The sequence below is a fragment of the Myroides sp. C4067 genome (assembly GCF_038039665.1).
Lineage (GTDB): Bacteria > Bacteroidota > Bacteroidia > Flavobacteriales > Flavobacteriaceae > Flavobacterium > Flavobacterium odoratimimum.
This window is the reverse complement of sequence record NZ_JBBPHJ010000005.1, coordinates 1-16442: the sequence shown is the minus strand read 5'-3', so window position 1 is coordinate 16442 and position 16442 is coordinate 1. Positions and strand designations below refer to the sequence as shown.

At 34.7% G+C, this 16442-nt stretch carries 12 protein-coding genes and 1 tRNA gene; 5 read left to right on the top strand and 8 right to left on the bottom strand.

Annotation, left to right across the window (positions count from 1 at the left end):
• Positions 1-36 precede the first annotated feature (36 nt).
• From AABL87_RS04685 to AABL87_RS04675, 3 genes are all read left to right on the top strand, one after another.
• Positions 37-1680, top strand: a complete 1644-nt coding sequence (locus AABL87_RS04685; RefSeq protein ID WP_341277024.1) for an MFS transporter — start codon at positions 37-39, stop codon at positions 1678-1680.
• A 707-nt stretch (positions 1681-2387) separates the two neighbouring features.
• Positions 2388-4496: a peptide MFS transporter gene (locus tag AABL87_RS04680; protein WP_006260525.1), complete on the top strand. Its 2109-nt coding sequence runs from the start codon at positions 2388-2390 to the stop codon at positions 4494-4496.
• Positions 4497-4515: 19 nt separating this feature from the next.
• A complete protein-coding gene (locus AABL87_RS04675) occupies positions 4516-4968 on the top strand; it encodes a thioredoxin family protein (RefSeq protein ID WP_006257530.1) in 453 nt (150 codons plus the stop codon).
• 5 nt (positions 4969-4973) lie between these two features.
• Here the strand turns inward: AABL87_RS04675 and AABL87_RS04670 are convergent, their stop codons facing one another.
• From AABL87_RS04670 to surE, 5 genes are all read right to left on the bottom strand, one after another.
• Positions 4974-7001: a ComEC/Rec2 family competence protein gene (locus AABL87_RS04670; protein ID WP_341277023.1), complete on the bottom strand. Its 2028-nt coding sequence runs from the start codon at positions 6999-7001 to the stop codon at positions 4974-4976.
• 142 nt (positions 7002-7143) lie between these two features.
• A complete protein-coding gene (locus tag AABL87_RS04665) occupies positions 7144-7764 on the bottom strand; it encodes a C40 family peptidase (protein WP_006260523.1) in 621 nt (206 codons plus the stop codon).
• A 23-nt stretch (positions 7765-7787) separates the two neighbouring features.
• Positions 7788-8912: a lipid-A-disaccharide synthase gene (lpxB, locus tag AABL87_RS04660; RefSeq protein ID WP_283840766.1), complete on the bottom strand. Its 1125-nt coding sequence runs from the start codon at positions 8910-8912 to the stop codon at positions 7788-7790.
• Positions 8913-9191: a hypothetical protein gene (locus tag AABL87_RS04655; RefSeq protein WP_006257534.1), complete on the bottom strand. Its 279-nt coding sequence runs from the start codon at positions 9189-9191 to the stop codon at positions 8913-8915. It lies immediately after the preceding gene.
• Positions 9192-9959 (bottom strand): 5'/3'-nucleotidase SurE, encoded by a 768-nt coding sequence (surE, locus tag AABL87_RS04650; protein ID WP_016650099.1) that lies wholly within the window; start codon positions 9957-9959, stop codon positions 9192-9194.
• A gap of 340 nt (positions 9960-10299) precedes the next feature.
• Between surE and AABL87_RS04645 the strand changes: the two genes are divergently transcribed.
• Together AABL87_RS04645 and AABL87_RS04640 are read left to right on the top strand one after the other, a co-directional pair.
• Positions 10300-12534 carry a carboxy terminal-processing peptidase gene (locus AABL87_RS04645; protein WP_071307174.1) on the top strand — a complete coding sequence of 745 codons (2235 nt, stop codon included), beginning with the start codon at positions 10300-10302 and terminating at the stop codon, positions 12532-12534.
• Position 12535: 1 nt separating this feature from the next.
• Positions 12536-13621: an ABC transporter permease gene (locus tag AABL87_RS04640; RefSeq protein WP_006257537.1), complete on the top strand. Its 1086-nt coding sequence runs from the start codon at positions 12536-12538 to the stop codon at positions 13619-13621.
• Positions 13622-14010: 389 nt separating this feature from the next.
• Here the strand turns inward: AABL87_RS04640 and AABL87_RS04635 are convergent, their stop codons facing one another.
• The 3 genes from AABL87_RS04635 to AABL87_RS04625 form a co-directional block, all read right to left on the bottom strand.
• The gene (locus AABL87_RS04635; RefSeq protein ID WP_025125709.1) at positions 14011-14901 is read right to left on the bottom strand and encodes a glycoside hydrolase family 25 protein; all 891 of its coding nucleotides are present in this window, start codon (positions 14899-14901) and stop codon (positions 14011-14013) included.
• Positions 14902-14967: 66 nt separating this feature from the next.
• Positions 14968-15807 (bottom strand): mechanosensitive ion channel family protein, encoded by an 840-nt coding sequence (locus tag AABL87_RS04630; protein WP_006257539.1) that lies wholly within the window; start codon positions 15805-15807, stop codon positions 14968-14970.
• Between the two features lie 315 nt (positions 15808-16122).
• A tRNA-Leu gene (locus AABL87_RS04625) sits at positions 16123-16204 on the bottom strand.
• Between the last annotated feature and the right edge of the window lie 238 nt (positions 16205-16442).

Genomic DNA, 16442 nt, shown 5'->3' with positions numbered 1-16442 from the left:
AACTTACCACCTATAATTTTTAAATCACCTATCACCATGTCACAGTCCAATAAAACGTTGAGACAAACAATAACATCATTCAATAAAAACTTCTGGATAGCCAGCTTTATGGAACTGATGGAACGGTGGGCATGGTATGGTATCTATACCTTATTAGGATTATATTTAGTAGGCTCTACTGACATGGGAGGACTTGGTTTTAACCATATCCAAAAAGGTAGTATCATGGGAGGCGTTGTAGCTATCCTATACTTTTTACCTCTATTATTTGGAGTTATTGCTGACCGTATAGGGTATAAGATCTCATTGATTATTTCCTTTATCATTATGATTGCTGGTTACTATCTTTTAGGAGAAGTAACAACCTATACCAATGTCTATGCAACATTTTTATTAGTTGCTGTAGGTGCAGCATTCTTTAAACCTGTAGCATCCGCAATTATTGCTAGTAATACTGACGAAAATTCTGGAACACTTGGCTTCGGTATATTCTACATGATGGTTAACATCGGAGGGTTTATCGGACCAGCAATGTCATCAGGCTTACGTACTACATTTGGTTGGAAGATTATATTTATACAAGCAGCTATCGTTATAGCAATAAACTTATTTGTAGTAATATTTTTCTACAAAGAATCAAAAGTAGAGAAACCTAAAGACTCTATTGGTAAAGCGATCAAAGATTCTGTATTAGGAATCTTCGAAGCACTAAAAGATGTACGTCTAGGAATACTATTATTATTAATGATTGGGTTCTGGACGATGTTCAACCAACTGTTCAACACACTGCCTAACTTTATTGAAGACTGGGTTAACTCTGCTACATTAAGTACTTGGATTAATGAAAATATACCATTCTTAGGAACATTACTTACTCAAGATGGTCAAGTAAAACCAGAATGGTTTACTAATATAGATTCATTGATGATTATTATCTGTCAAGTTAGTGTCTCATACTTTGTGATAAAAATGCGCCATATCAATGCGGTAATCAGAGGTGCAATAATCGCGAGTATAGGGGTAGGACTTACATTCTACACACACAACCCATTGTTTACCATATTAGGTACAATGATCTTCTCTATCGGAGAGATGATGTCTAGCCCTACTGTATCTTCATTTATCGCATTGATTACACCTAAAGGTAAGGATGGACTTTACCAAGGGACATACTTCTTACCTGTGGCAGCTAGTTACTATGTGACAAAATTTATATCAGGTGATTTATATCAAGCATGGTCAGACAAATTATCTCTACTAAAAACAGAGATGGCTTCTAGAAGCATCGAAATGCCAGAAGTAGTAACGCATGAACAGTTCATGGAACAAGGTTCAAAGACTCTAAATATGTCTCTATCTGCCTTCGAAAAGCAGTTTAACCTTAAAGCGGACAGTGTAGATTGGTCACAAGTGGCTACCTCTTTTAAAGAATACGCTATCAATAAAGGTATTGACATTAGCCAAGTACACTTCCCATTCTCTAAGAATGAGTACTTCGCTTTAGCAGAACAGAAGTTAAGCATGTCTCACTGGGAGATGGTAGATATGCTATGGAGCACTTATAATCCAAACAAGATATGGTATGTGGTATTCGGTATCGGGATGTTCTCTGTGGTCACACTAGTCATCTACGACAGACTAGTCATCAGACCTCTAGAACAGAAAAAAGCAAATCAATAAATACTCATATAAACGCCTTAGTAATCTAAGGCGTTTTTTTATGTTTATACATTATCTAGTTCTCTATACTAGCGTGTGCTAAAGAGGCTCCATATCAACTTCTATAAACACAACTAACAACAAATCGTCTACTAATGCCCTCATTTGGAGTTAATGACTCCATAATCCCTTATTGCCTTATTCTGAACGTTTAATTGAACATTAACAACCTCATATTCAACCACTATCATTAAACAAAATGAAGTAACTTCGGAAATCATTCGGTAATAACTAATAACTACAAGGGATAAAAGGTACTTTACCGAATGATACTCTATCTCTACCCGAATAATCTATATAGAAGTATATCATCATGATCTCAATATAGTTATATGCTGACGAAGTTAGGATCAACTCTTCATTACAGATTAGTATGCTAAATTTAGCATAACCGCAAATTACTTTATTTTACAACAATTACTATTTTATATAAAAACACTTAATCTGATTATACTTTATTCTATCATATCGCAATATGAACCAGTAGAATTAAGAATAGTGAATAAAAACGAACTATAAATACTAATCTCTCACTAAAAACTATTTATATTTTTTAGTAAAACAATTAATCTTAAGTTTATTTTACTATTTTTAGCCTTTATGACATGAGATTATGTCTTAAACACAATCTTATAACTAACCACAAACTAGACTTTTAAAATTACATTATGGAAAACTCTACTACTGACCGGCCGAACTTCTTCGACAGTAAAGTTCTGGGACATCCTTCAGGATTATTCGTTCTCTTCTTTACAGAGATGTGGGAGCGATTCTCATTCTACGGAATGCGCGTATTATTGATTCAATTCTTAACCATGTCTGTCATAGGCCTCAACCCTGGATGGGAAATGAGTGTAGTAGATGCAGGAGCGATATTCGCTACTTATGCCATGTTATTATACATCACTCCTATCTTCGGAGGTATCCTAGCAGATAAATATCTAGGTTATAGATGGGCTGTAGTAATTGGTTCACTAATTATGACCCTAGGGCATGCCTCTATGACTTTTGAGACAGAGTTCTTTATGTATCTAGGATTAGTACTATTAGTAGTAGGTACAGGATTCTTTAAACCAAATATGACTTCTATCCTATCAGAGATGTACAAATCATTCCCTGAGAAAAAAGATGGAGCTTATACTATATTTTACATGGGAGTTAATGCTGGAGCATTCTTTGGTATGATGCTATGTGGATATATCGGAGAGCGTATCGGATGGCACTATGGATTTGGTTTAGCTGGTATCTTCATGTTACTAGGTACACTACAATTTTGGTTTGCTAAACCTATCTTCGGAGCTATAGGTGATGTTCCTAATACATCTACAGAAATAAAAGAAGACACACCTGTAGATACGAAAGACTTAACACCTGCTCAACAGGATGAACTGAAACGCAATCCATTTACTACATTAGACTATATACTTATAGCTATTACTACTATCATTGGATTCTTATATGCATTTAGTGATGTATTCTATATCGTAGGTAAGATTAGATTATTCCCTGCCGAAATATTCGGTATGGATGGTCAGGCAGTAGTTGTTGTCACAGGACTATTAATATTGATGTGGTTAATTATATCACGTATAATGAGATATGCTAAAGTAGTTAGAGATCGTATGATAGCGGTTATCATCTTTGCTTTCTTTACGATATTCTTCTGGATGTCGTTTGAACAAGGAGCTACATCGCTAATCATCTTCGCACGTGACAATACACAGAGAATTCTATCTGGAGACAAGGCATTGCTATTTAATATCTTCAACTCATTACTGACGATAGTGCCCTTACTAATTATCTCTTGGGTACTTATTTTATTAGCAAAACAGACAATTAAAAAAGCGTTACTATCTAACATTATATTAGCGATTACTTTTGTGGGAGTGTGGGCATCAGCTATCTGGATGCTTAACAGAGACTGGTCATTACATGCATACGAAGTTACTTATGATGCAATCCAAGTTCAAAAAGTAGACAGAGAAGGTAAGCCTATTCTAGACAAGCACAATGAGCCTATCTATGACTATAAAGCAATACATGCTGCTAACCAACCTAAAGAAGGAGATAATGTGGTCAAACATACTGCTGTAGTATCACAGTTAGCAACATTAACTAAAGGGGATAAAGTAGAAATCTTTCAAGAGTTAGGTAACTTTAATATCCTTGATAGTAAACAAAAAGAACATCTAACTAAACAGTTTACTGAAGCAAATAAAGAAACTGAAATAGTACAAGCAGAGATAACAGAAATAAAAGATAATCAAGTAGAGATAACAGCTTCGTGGTTCTCTATTCTTAATTCATTCTTTATTATTGCATTAGCGTCTCTAGTATCTAAGTTATGGGATTCTAGATTTAACCCTCCTGCATCTATTAAGTATGGACTAGGATTAATTATTATGGCTATCGGATTCGGAGTATTAGCATACGGTTCACATGGTATTACAGAAGGTACGAGAGTATCTATGATGTGGTTAGTTTTTGCTTACTTCTTCCATACATTAGGAGAATTATTCTCATCACCTGTAGGATTATCGTATGTTTCTAAATTAGTTCCTGCAAGAATGATTGCACTAATGTTCGGAATGTGGTATCTTGCAATCGCAATTGGAAACAATTTAGCTGCCACATTAGGTGGGCAAATAGAAACTATTACAGAGCAATACTCATTATCAGTATTCTTCTTAATCTTCACTATAGTGCCTATTGTGGCAGGGTTGTTAGTTATTGCTCTTAACCCAGTGTTGAAGAAATTAATGCACGGAGTCAAATAATAACAATATTAAAAGAAATATGAAAAAACTGTTTTTATTACTTACCATTACTTTCTTAGGATTAACAGCTAATGCTCAAGAAATAAAATGGATGTCGTTTAACGAAGCTATCGCAGCACAAAAGAAAGAAGCTAAACCTATCTTTATGGATGCTTTTACTGACTGGTGTGGACCTTGTAAAATGCTGGACAAAAATACTTTTAGTGATGCTAAAGTAATCGAGTATATCAACAAGAATTACTATGCTGTGAAATTTGATGCAGAAGGTAATGAAGAAATAAACTACAAAGGAACAAAGTACACAAACCCTGGATACAACAGTGAAAGAAAAGGTAGAAATGCTACACATGACTTCACGATGTTCTTAAGAATACCTGGATACCCTTCTATGGTTATCTTCGGTACAAAAGGTGATGTGACTAAAGTAATCGTTGGGTACCAAACCCCTCAACAACTATTACAACAGATTTAAGATCATTATAATAAAGAAGACCAATATCCCTTTTCATACATATCATGGAAAGGGATATTCTTTTTTACACATATATCAATACACTTTCTCTTAAACCAAAAAGGTACTGAATTATGAAAGATCACTAGTTTAGGTAACCTCACTTCTAGCATTCGCTCAAAGTTAATCTTAGGTTGCCCAGAGAATAATACAACAGAAGCATCTAATACTCCATTATACGCTATCCTATCATTATCTATAATTAGCAATTTGTCTTGAGTACTCGGTACAATTCCCTCTAATGGATGGTACATGACTTTATCTAAACCATACTCTTGTACATATTTATCTAAATCACGTAGATATCTCTGGTCAGTACTATCAATAAGGTTCATTAATACATGTACCGTATCATAGTCTCTAATCCATACTGATCTATTATTCTTATTAGACATGAATGGAACCACAATTTCAGTATCCAAAGTATCTTCTTTACTGGATCCTAAAGTAGTACCTAACTGTAGAGCACTACATAGTAACACCCCTACTACTATATATCTCAATTTCTTCTGATAATAAGTAAGTAATACTCCTCCTATAAGAATCAAGATTAAAGACATTTGTGTAAAGCTTATCTGTACATTCTGATAAGAGAAATAATCCAAACGATACACTAGTTCTATTAAGCGGTACATTAGATCCGTTAACACATTAAGGCAAAAACCAACTGCTATAGATATACTTTCAATCCACATCACAACCAAATAGACCATACCTAAAATAACAAGAACTGTTATTAACGGTATGACAATTAGATTAGCTAATAAAAACAGAAAAGAGAACTGCTGAAAATAATACAACTGAATAGGTATCAGACCAACCTGTACACTTATAGACACATAAGTAATCCCCTGTATATACTGTAGTATTTTATTTTTAGTATAGAACTTTTTAAATAAAGGTAGAATATACACAATACTAATAACGGCTAAATAGCTTAACTGAAAACCTAGATCATATACCCAATAAGGATATATACATAGACTACAGAATAAGGCTAAACCGATGCTGTGCTCTAAATTCTGATTTCTTCTTAAAAGTTGACTAACAAGATAAATCGTAAACATAAGGACAGCTCTAAATACAGAGGCTGAGAAACCTGATAAAAAGACAAAGCACCACAATAATACAAGTATCACAACACTCCTGCTCCTCTTAGGTAAAAAGAATAAACCACGGACAAGAACTAAGTATATAAGCCCCACATGCAATCCAGAAATCGCTAATACATGCATAACACCTACTTCTTTAAACTGATTAAGAACCGTAGTGTCTATAAATGACTTCTCCCCTAGTAATAGCGCCATGATTAGACCTTTAGTATTCTCTTGAAGAACAATGTTGTCAAGATATATTTTATCAATTAAAGACCTCCTTAACTTCAATATTTCATAACGCCAATGTACATCATGTCCTACTACAAAGTAATCTCCAACGTAACTTTGAATAAAGATTCCCTTACCTTGCATATACTTTCGATAATCAAACTGGCCAAAGTTCTTCGGTTGTTGTATACTCCCTACCCTGCCATAATAACTAATGACATCTCCTACTACAAGTGAATCTTGACGCTCATTAAAATAAAGAGCAATCTTATTACTGCACACTGTATCACCTACTCTAATCAATTCTCCTATAAATCGTTTGTTCGTTTTATTACTAAGAGTCTCTGTTATTTTTATATCTATTCTACTATTTTTAGGCTTATTTAGATATGTCTCTATTTTTAGTAACTCAGAATCATATTGATTCTTAACCAAACCTTTTAACCCAACACCTAAAAAGAAAAAGAGACTGACAAATAATACAATATCCTTACTCCCCGTAAACCAAGACGGAAAATGTACATATCTATTCATTAATGACATTGTCAATACAAATAGAAGAATACATAAAGTGGCTATCACCCAAAAAGTACTTATAGGTAAGTCTAAGTATATTCCCAAAAAAAGGAATAGAGAATAAAATAAAAAAGAGAATTTAATAGGCTTCATACTTACAATAAGTATCAAAACCCTTTCCAAAATAACTGATTCTTTGATTAGTATCAGCAATTCTAAAAATATAGTGAATACCATAAAAAAAGCCCTATCCTGATGGATAGAGCTTAATATTATTTTTTGAATCCTTGTAATCTTAATTCATACTTTCTAGAACAACACGGTTAATCTGTGCGAAAGTTCTACTATAGTAATTTTCTTTTGTTGAAGACACAATTACTCCTTTACTAGTTGAAGAATGAATAAACTTAATTTCGTCATCTAATACTTCAGTGATTATTCCTACATGACTAATTCTATTGCCACGAGTTTTAAAGAAGATTAGGTCACCTGTCTGTGCTTCTGCTTTTCTCACACGTTCACCTACTTGAGCCATTTCACTTGAGGTACGTGGCAGATTCACACTAGTATCTCCGAAAGCAGTCATCACTAGACCAGAGCAGTCCATCCCTTTTCTACTCATTCCACCATATCTATAACGCACTCCTTCATAATCAAAAGCGGTATTCAACACTTGACTAGTCAAGTTATCAAAGTACTCCCCCTTTGCTTCTTTTGCCTCCTCCATAAAGTCACCTAACAAAGCGTCTAATTCTGCTTGTATTTTATCGTCTACATTTTTACTCTCAGCGATAACGGCTGTAGGTTTCTTTTTAACAGGGCTACTATAAACAGCTTTACTTGTTGTCTTCGCTTCTATTGTATGGAAACCAGAAAGGCCCAAAACACTGATTAATAATAATGTAAACTTTTTCATATTGGTTATTTTGTGGTGGTTAACTAACTTCTTTTTGTCATATGATTTTTTATTATTTCATCCGCAACATAATCACTCGCTCCTTGACCGCCTAAATTACGAATTAATTCTTTATATTTTAACAATATTTCATTTCTTTTTTCACCTTGTATGATTTTTGCGAATTCTTGCTCTATTCTTACAGCATTACAATCCCCTTGAATAAGCTCTACCACCACATCATCATCCATAATTAAATTAACTAAAGAAATATACTTTAATTTAATGATGCGCTTCGCTATTTCATAAGACATCTGGTTTCCTTTATACAGGACAACCTGTGGCACACTAAACAAGGCTGTTTCTAACGTTGCTGTACCTGAAGTCACTAATGCGGCATGGGCAATATTCAATAAAGCATACGTTTCATTAAATACAAACGAAATATTTTGATCTTTTATAAAAGTCTCATAGAATGAAGCTTCTTGTCCTGGAGCACCAGCTATTACAAATTGATATTGTGGGTAATGATGTATTACAGAAAGCATTTCATTTAATAATCTACTGATCTCCTGCTTTCTACTACCAGGTAATAACGCAATCACTGGTCTATCATCTAAATTGTGCTTTTTTCTAAAGTCCTCATGCTCCTGTGCACGGTAATTTGCAATAGCATCTATCAAGGGATGCCCCACAAAGGTCACAGGGTAATTATGTTTCTTCTCATAAAAATCCTTTTCGAAAGGCAGAATTACATACATAAAATCAAAATCTCTTTTGATATCATTGATTCGATTCTCCTTCCAAGCCCATATTTGAGGTGAGATATAATAATGTGTTTCTATACCTATTTTCTTTGCCCATTTAGCTATTCGCATATTAAAGCCGGGGTAATCAATAAACACTAATACATCTGGATTAAAAGATGCGATATCTTTTTTACAGAACTTAATATTGCGCAATATTGTTCCTAGATTTTGTACCACTTCAACAAATCCCATAAAAGCAAGATCTTTATAATGCTTCACGAGCTTACCGCCTACCTGTTGCATTAAATCTCCTCCCCAAAAGCGTATCTCTGCCTCAGGGTCTTTCTTGTATATAGATCGCATAAGATTAGATCCATGTAGATCCCCTGATGCCTCTCCTGCTATTATATAATACTTCATCTACACTAACTGTGTTATTATGGTTAAAATAATTACGGCTAAAATACAACCTCTAGCCATAAAATCTAATCTGCGATTAATAAAAAACGTAAACAATAGCAAATTAAGTAAGCTCCCTATCGCTGTTATTCTTCCTACCAACCCTATGTTATTAATGAAACTAAAATCACTAAACAACTCATAGTTAGTAAACAACAACAAATAAAGTTCTATACCCACTACAGTAGCCACTACACCTCCAACAAAACCGATTAGAATATGAACAATCTTATCTTTCATCTACAGATCCCATCTATTAATACGTTCTAATACTTGATGTGCTGTTAAGTCAAATTGCACTGGTACGATAGAGATATAGTCATTTCGCAATGCCCACTCATCTGTATCTTCTCCCTTATCTTGGTTCACGAATTCTCCTACTAACCAGTAGTACTCTTTTCCATGAGGACTAACTCGTTTATCGAAGTTCTCCACCCATGTAGCCTTAGCTTGTCTACACACTTTTATTCCTTTAATATCTTCAGTAGCCAACTTTGGGAAGTTTACATTCAACACCACGTCTTTTGGAATCCCATGTTTAAGTGCCTCTGTTGTAATCTTTTTTATAAAAGGTTTTATTTGTTCAAAATCTGCGCTCCAGCTAAAATCTAATAAAGAGAAACCTATTGCAGGTATACCGCTCATTCCTGCTTCTAGTGCAGCACTCATCGTACCAGAATAGATTACATTAATAGAAGAGTTAGAACCATGATTTACTCCAGACACGCACAGATCAGGTGTTCTGTCTAGTATTTGTCCTAGCGCTATCTTTACACAGTCTACAGGTGTACCTGAACAAGCGTATTCTAATTCTATCTCTGGGTCGATATTTACTTTTTCTAACGTAAGCGTATTATTGATCGTTACAGCATGCCCCATTCCAGATTGAGCACTATCTGGGGCAACTACCACTACTTCTCCTATCTCTTTCATCACACTTATCAAGGCTCTCATTCCTGGTGCTGTGATACCATCATCATTTGTAACAAGTATTAAAGGTCTTTGCATCATATATTTATTTTAATTACATTCGCTAATGTAAGGATTATATGTTATTTTGTTTGTGAAATTACTTAGTTTTAACCGAAAATACGTGATAGACATATAGACGAAAAGTAATTATACAAAATAGGTCAGAATTAGTGATACAAGCATACACTAGTATGGTTTTAGAGCTAATGAAGGAGCTATAAAGTAGAATTACTTTGCAGTATTTGACTGATGCGGATTTTGGGTTTAAGCATATAACAACTACGGATTTTTATACGATTATGTGTTTTAACAAATAATTATCGACCATATCGTATAAATATTTACTTTTTTAACTACTTTAGTTCAAAACTAATTAATGAATACTTTTAAGCTATTTATGAAAAGAAATTATAAGGTTATACTTCTACTTATCGGAGTGTCTGCTCTTCTGTGGAGTTTTATGCCTAAACAGCAAAAAGATACGCCTGAAAAAGATCAGCTTCTTTTAGAATTAGTAACGTATATATTAGAAAACACACATTATAATCCAGCAAAGATTGATGATAAATTCTCTGCTACTGTATATAAAGAATATCTAAAAGCATTGGATCCAATGAAGAGATATTTCTTACAATCGGATATTGATGAGTTTTCTAAATATGAGTACCTAATAGACGACATGATTCAGTTAAAGGAACTTTCTTTCTTTGACCTGACTTATGAGCGTATTACTCAACGTATGAATGAAGCTAAAGGTATTTATACAGAAGTTCTTGAACAACCATTCGAATTCGAATCAGACGATGTATTGAATGCTGACTATGACAATATCGGCTACGCTAAAGATGCGGAAGAATTAAAAGAGCGTTGGAAAAAACTACTAAAACTTAATGTCTTATCTACCATTACTGACAACCTTAAAATACAAGAAGGTAAAGTAGAGGAAGAAGAAGAGTTTGACGAGTTCGGAGAGCCTATCATTAAAGAAGAAAAGAAAACAGATAAAAAAGCAAAAGACAAAAAGCCTGTTGAAAAGAAATCTTTTGAACAGCTTGAAAAAGAGGCTCGTGAAAGTGCTTTAAAATCGTATGATGAAGTTTTCGAATTCATTAAAGACCTTGAAAGAAAAGACTGGTTTGCTATCTACTTAAATTCTATTGTAGAGCGTTTTGACCCGCATACTTTCTATTTTGCTCCTGAAGACAAGGAGAAGTTCGATGCTAGCATGAGTGGTAGCTTCGAAGGGATTGGTGCTGTTTTACGCAAAAAATCAGAAGGTGTAGAGATTAATGAACTTGTACCAGGTGGACCTGCTTGGAGAGGTAAAGAAATCGAAACTGGAGATATTATCCTTAAAGTTGGTCAGACTAAAGATGAAGAGCCTATCGACATCGTAGGTATGCGTCTAGACAACGTTGTAAAACTGATCAAAGGGAAAAAGAACACTACAGTATTCTTAACGATTAAGAAAATAGACGGAACGATTAAGGTTATCCCTGTAATGCGTGAAGTTATCGAAATGGAAGAAACTTACGCTAAGTCAAGTGTTATCCAAGATGGTGATAAGAAATATGGGGTTATTCATTTACCTAAATTCTACATTGACTTTGAGAACAAAGACAGTCGTAACGCATTTACAGACGTTGAAAAAGAAATTAAAGAACTAAAACAACAGAACATAGACGGTATCATTATGGACCTTAGAAACAATGGTGGAGGTTCATTAGAGACAGTTATCAAAATGGTTGGGTTATTCTCTAAAGAAGGTCCTGTAGTACAGGTGAAATCTTCTAGAGGAAAACAAAAAGTACTAGATGATAAAGATACCCCTATCGTATGGGAAGGTCCATTAGTTGTATTAGTGAATAACTTCTCTGCTTCTGCTTCTGAAATCTTTGCAGCAGCTATCCAAGATTATAAGCGTGGAGTTATCATCGGTAGTAAACACACGTATGGTAAAGGAACTGTACAAAACTTAATAACACTTAATGACCTATTAAGAAAACAACCTTATGGCGATTTAGGTGCTTTAAAAGTAACACTACAGAAGTTCTACCGTATCAATGGTGGTTCTACTCAACGCGAAGGAGTACTGAGTGATATCGTATTGCCAGACAGATATTCTTATATCGACATGGGAGAAAGAGATATGGATAACGCAATGCCATGGGACAAGATAGAAAGAGCTACTTATACTCCGTATAACAATGATTTCTCTGCTGTTATCAAGTCAAGTAAAGAACGTATTGCCCTTAATGAGCAATTCAAATTGATTGACGAGAACGCGCAATGGATCAATGAAAGAAAAGATGAAAAAGAAGTTCCATTAAGCCTTGAGAAATATCGTGCAAAACAAAAAGAAGTAGAAGAGAAAGCTAAAAAATTCAAAGCTATTTCTAAGTATAAAAACGAATTGAAATTTACTTCTTTACCTAGTGAATTAGCTAGAATCAAGAACGATACAATACTTGAAAGCAAAAGAGATAGATGGCACGAAATGCTAAATGGTGATGTCTATATCGAAGAAGGTGTAAAAATCTTAAAAGACTTAGACACAAAGAAAATATATAAAGTAAGTGGTGATAAAAACAACGTAAGTTCTAAATTATAGAATGTCTCACACTAGCAAATCATATACACAGATTGCGCTCCAAAAATTCAAACAAGATTTTTGGGGCGTTTTGTGTTTTTGGATTATTGTAAGCATTGCTATCGTAGCAGCCTTTGCTTACTTCATTATCCCTGACAACTCTAAGAACGCTAATGCAGGAGACCTTGCCCTACGTTCTCAGAGCCCAGGTTTTACAGTATCTACTATCACTATTCCTACAGACACAGATCGCACTTGGAGCGAGCTTTGGTTTGGAAGAGAAGAAGCTACTAGATTTATCCCTATTAGTGAATATCACATTACTAACGATACCTTATTCTATAAAGGGTATAGTAACCAGCCACAACTAGAAGAAACTAAAAGCATAGCGCTGAGTTCTTTAAACAACGCTAAAGAATCGGAGATTATTAAACAAAAGAAATATTGGTTAGGTACAGATAACCAAGGAAGAGACTACCTAAGTAGACTAGTTATTGGTGCTCGTGTATCTTTATCTATAGGCTTTGTAGCTGTACTAATCTCTCTAGTGATAGGGATCACATTAGGCGCTATAGCAGGTTACTTTGGCGGAAAGATAGATGCCTTTATTCTTTGGTTGATTAATGTGTTTTGGTCTATACCTACCTTACTGCTAGTGATTGCCATTACTTTAGCCTTAGGCAAAGGTTTTTGGCAAGTATTCATCGCTGTTGGACTAACGATGTGGGTAGAAGTAGCTCGTGTAGTCCGAGGGCAAGTAATCAGTGTAAAAGAACAACAGTATGTAACTGCTGCCCATGCTTTAGGCTATTCTAACTACAGAATCATTACTAAACATATCTTGCCAAACTGTATGGCTCCAGTCATCGTAATTTCAGCTGCTAACTTTGCTTCTGCCATCTTAGTAGAGAGTGGACTAAGTTTCTTAGGATTAGGAACACAAGTACCTACACCTAGTTGGGGCGCCATGATTAAAGAAAACTACAACTACATCTTATTAGGCAAACCTTATTTAGCCTTATTACCTGGCTTTGCTATGTTTGTACTAGTGATAAGTTTTATGCTGATAGGCAATGCCCTAAGAGATGCCCTTGATGTTAGAAAATAACATCACATCCTTATTTTTTCCTTATTATCCTGGAATAAGTGATAGACATATAATCGAAAAAGAATTATACAAGATAAGTCTGAATTACTAATAAAAGCATACTATAGTATGGTTTTAGAGCTAATGAAAGAGATATGAAGTAGAATTGCTTTGCTGTATTTGACTAATGCTTAATCTGGGTTTAACTAACGCTGATTCTAGGATTATACACAATGTCAAAGAACATACCATAAGTCATTACTTACAGTGTATCCAATCTAAATCAGATACAGCACAAAAGTAAATAACCTTATTTATGTTCTTTTCAATATTGCTCATAACGCCCTATTATGACGATAATGAGTGTATATGGTAGCAGAAAGTGGGACACTGTACACCCTAAAAGAACTTTAAGGCACAAGTAACTCTCGTATATCTGCCTTATTCCCATTATAGATATTTAAGTCCACCTTACCATCTATTCCATTGATAACCCCTTTTTCTGTAAATTGCCAGAAATGCCAGTCAGGCTTTATTTCTTCAACAAAGAAGTTATAATTAGCAATCCATAGTACATGATCAGGAAACCAAGCTTTAAGGTGATGTGTATAGTAATTCTCTCCTGAGTACAAGATCGGTTTTACTTTATAATGCGCTTCCACTAGCTTGATCCAGTTCTGCAGCCCTTTTCTAAGGTTCTCCATAGACTGCTCTTTAGGCATATCCTCTATATCTAATACAGGAGGAAAGTCTCCTTCAGATATTTTCACTAGTTTGATAAAGTTTTCTGCTTGCTCTGTCGAATTTTCATCAGGACGATAATAGTGATATGCCCCTCTAATAAAGTGATTTGCTCTAGCACCTTTCCAGTTTAGATGAAAAGCCTTGTCCTTGCCATCTTTACCCATAGTCGCTCTAATAAACACAAAGTCAAGAGAAGCTTTACCAGCTACAGAATCCACTACTTTCCAATCAATCACCCCTTGATAATGGGACACATCGAAGCCGACTAACATACTATCATGTCTATTCAACACCTCTACAGTACGCACATCATAGATAGACTTGCCTTCTGCCTTGTCATCAGAGCTAAAGAAATAGCGTATTCCCTCTCTAAAATGTAACCCAAACCAAATACCTATTCCCACTAATACCACGATGATGACCACCCACTTCACAGTAGTCCATGTAGGTGATTTAGTACTCTTCTTTTTAGAAGGTTTTCGTTTTGTTGGAGGTTTTCTCTTTGGTCTAGCCCCCACAGCAGACATAGGATTTGAATTAGTTTTATTAGAAGCCATCTCTCTTTAGAAAAAAGCAAAATTAATCCTTTTATTGATATTGAATACTTCTAGAAGCTATAACTTTTACACAGACTCAGCACCTTGTTTTAATTTGAGTACAGGCACAGGTAGTTCTATATTATTCGCCTTAAATTTCTTGTCTATCTCAAAGCGGATCTCACTACCGATGCGATCGTTATCAAAAGCGTTATCTATAAAATAATACAAGATAAAACGGATAGAAGATTCTCCGAACTCATCTATAAACACTATAGGTTTAGGTGTTTTTAGCACCTCATCATTATCCTCTACACATGATAATAGCACCGATTTGACTAACTCTACATCCGTCCCTATAAACGCACCTACATTAATCCTGGCACGTATCACAGGATCCTCATGCGTCCAGTTATTCATAATATCGTCTATCAGTTTTCTATTCGGAATCACGATATCTTTTCTATTACGTGTCTCAGCGATAGTACATCTAAGGTTAATGACCTTCACACGAGCCACCTCACCTCTGATCTCTACCACATCACCAACGTTCAATGTCTTGTCAAACAAGATGTAAATACCTGCTATCAAATCTCTAAAGATATCTTGTAGTGCAAATCCTAAACCAACAAATAGAGCGGCTGAAGTAGTCAAAAACATACTGATATTTATCCCTACTACATTCAGGATAAAGAAAATCATAATCAGGTAAATAAAGTAATTAATAAAATTAAAAACACTCCCTAGCCTAGCCGCTACATCAGGAGTAGCCATACGTATAAATGCTTTTTTCAACAGCCTCACCCCTACATTAGTAATCATAAGCGTGAATGCGATGAATAATAAGGTACCTATCGTAATACTGATAGACTTACTCGTATATAACTCAAACTCTAATACAGTTGCCAGCAAATTTTTTAATTCCATTCCTTTTTCCTTGATTAATCCTTAGACATTATAATTTAGACTCCACTTCACACAAAAGTCACACCATTCGTCTAAATTCAATATTTAAAGAATGAAATTTACAAAAAAAGATGATACATAATTTCTAATCAATGATAATATCAAGAAACATATTCTCTAAAAGCTAAAACGAATACGAGTAGGTCTATACAAAATAATTGTGTAAACTCTCACACTACCTATATAGTGTTTGATTATTGTATTGCCACAAAAAAATTAATTAAGCCACAACTTTACACCAATAAAAAAGCCTCTTCATTTGAAGAGGCTTTTCTGTGCGGGTAAAAGGACTCGAACCTTCACACCTTGCGGCACCAGATCCTAAGTCTGGCGTGTCTACCAATTTCACCATACCCGCGAATCAGTGGAACATCCTGTTCCTTTAAGACGTGGCAAATATAATAGATTTTTTTGCTTAAAAACAAATCTTAAATAATAAAAAAATCATTTATTTTTAAAACTCTTATACAGAGACTTTTAAAAATAAATGATTCCTAAAATAATTCCATAAAAAAAGCCTCTTCAAATGAAGAGGCTTTTTTGTGCGGGTAAAAGGACTCGAACCTTCACACCTTGCGGCACCAGATCCTAAGTCT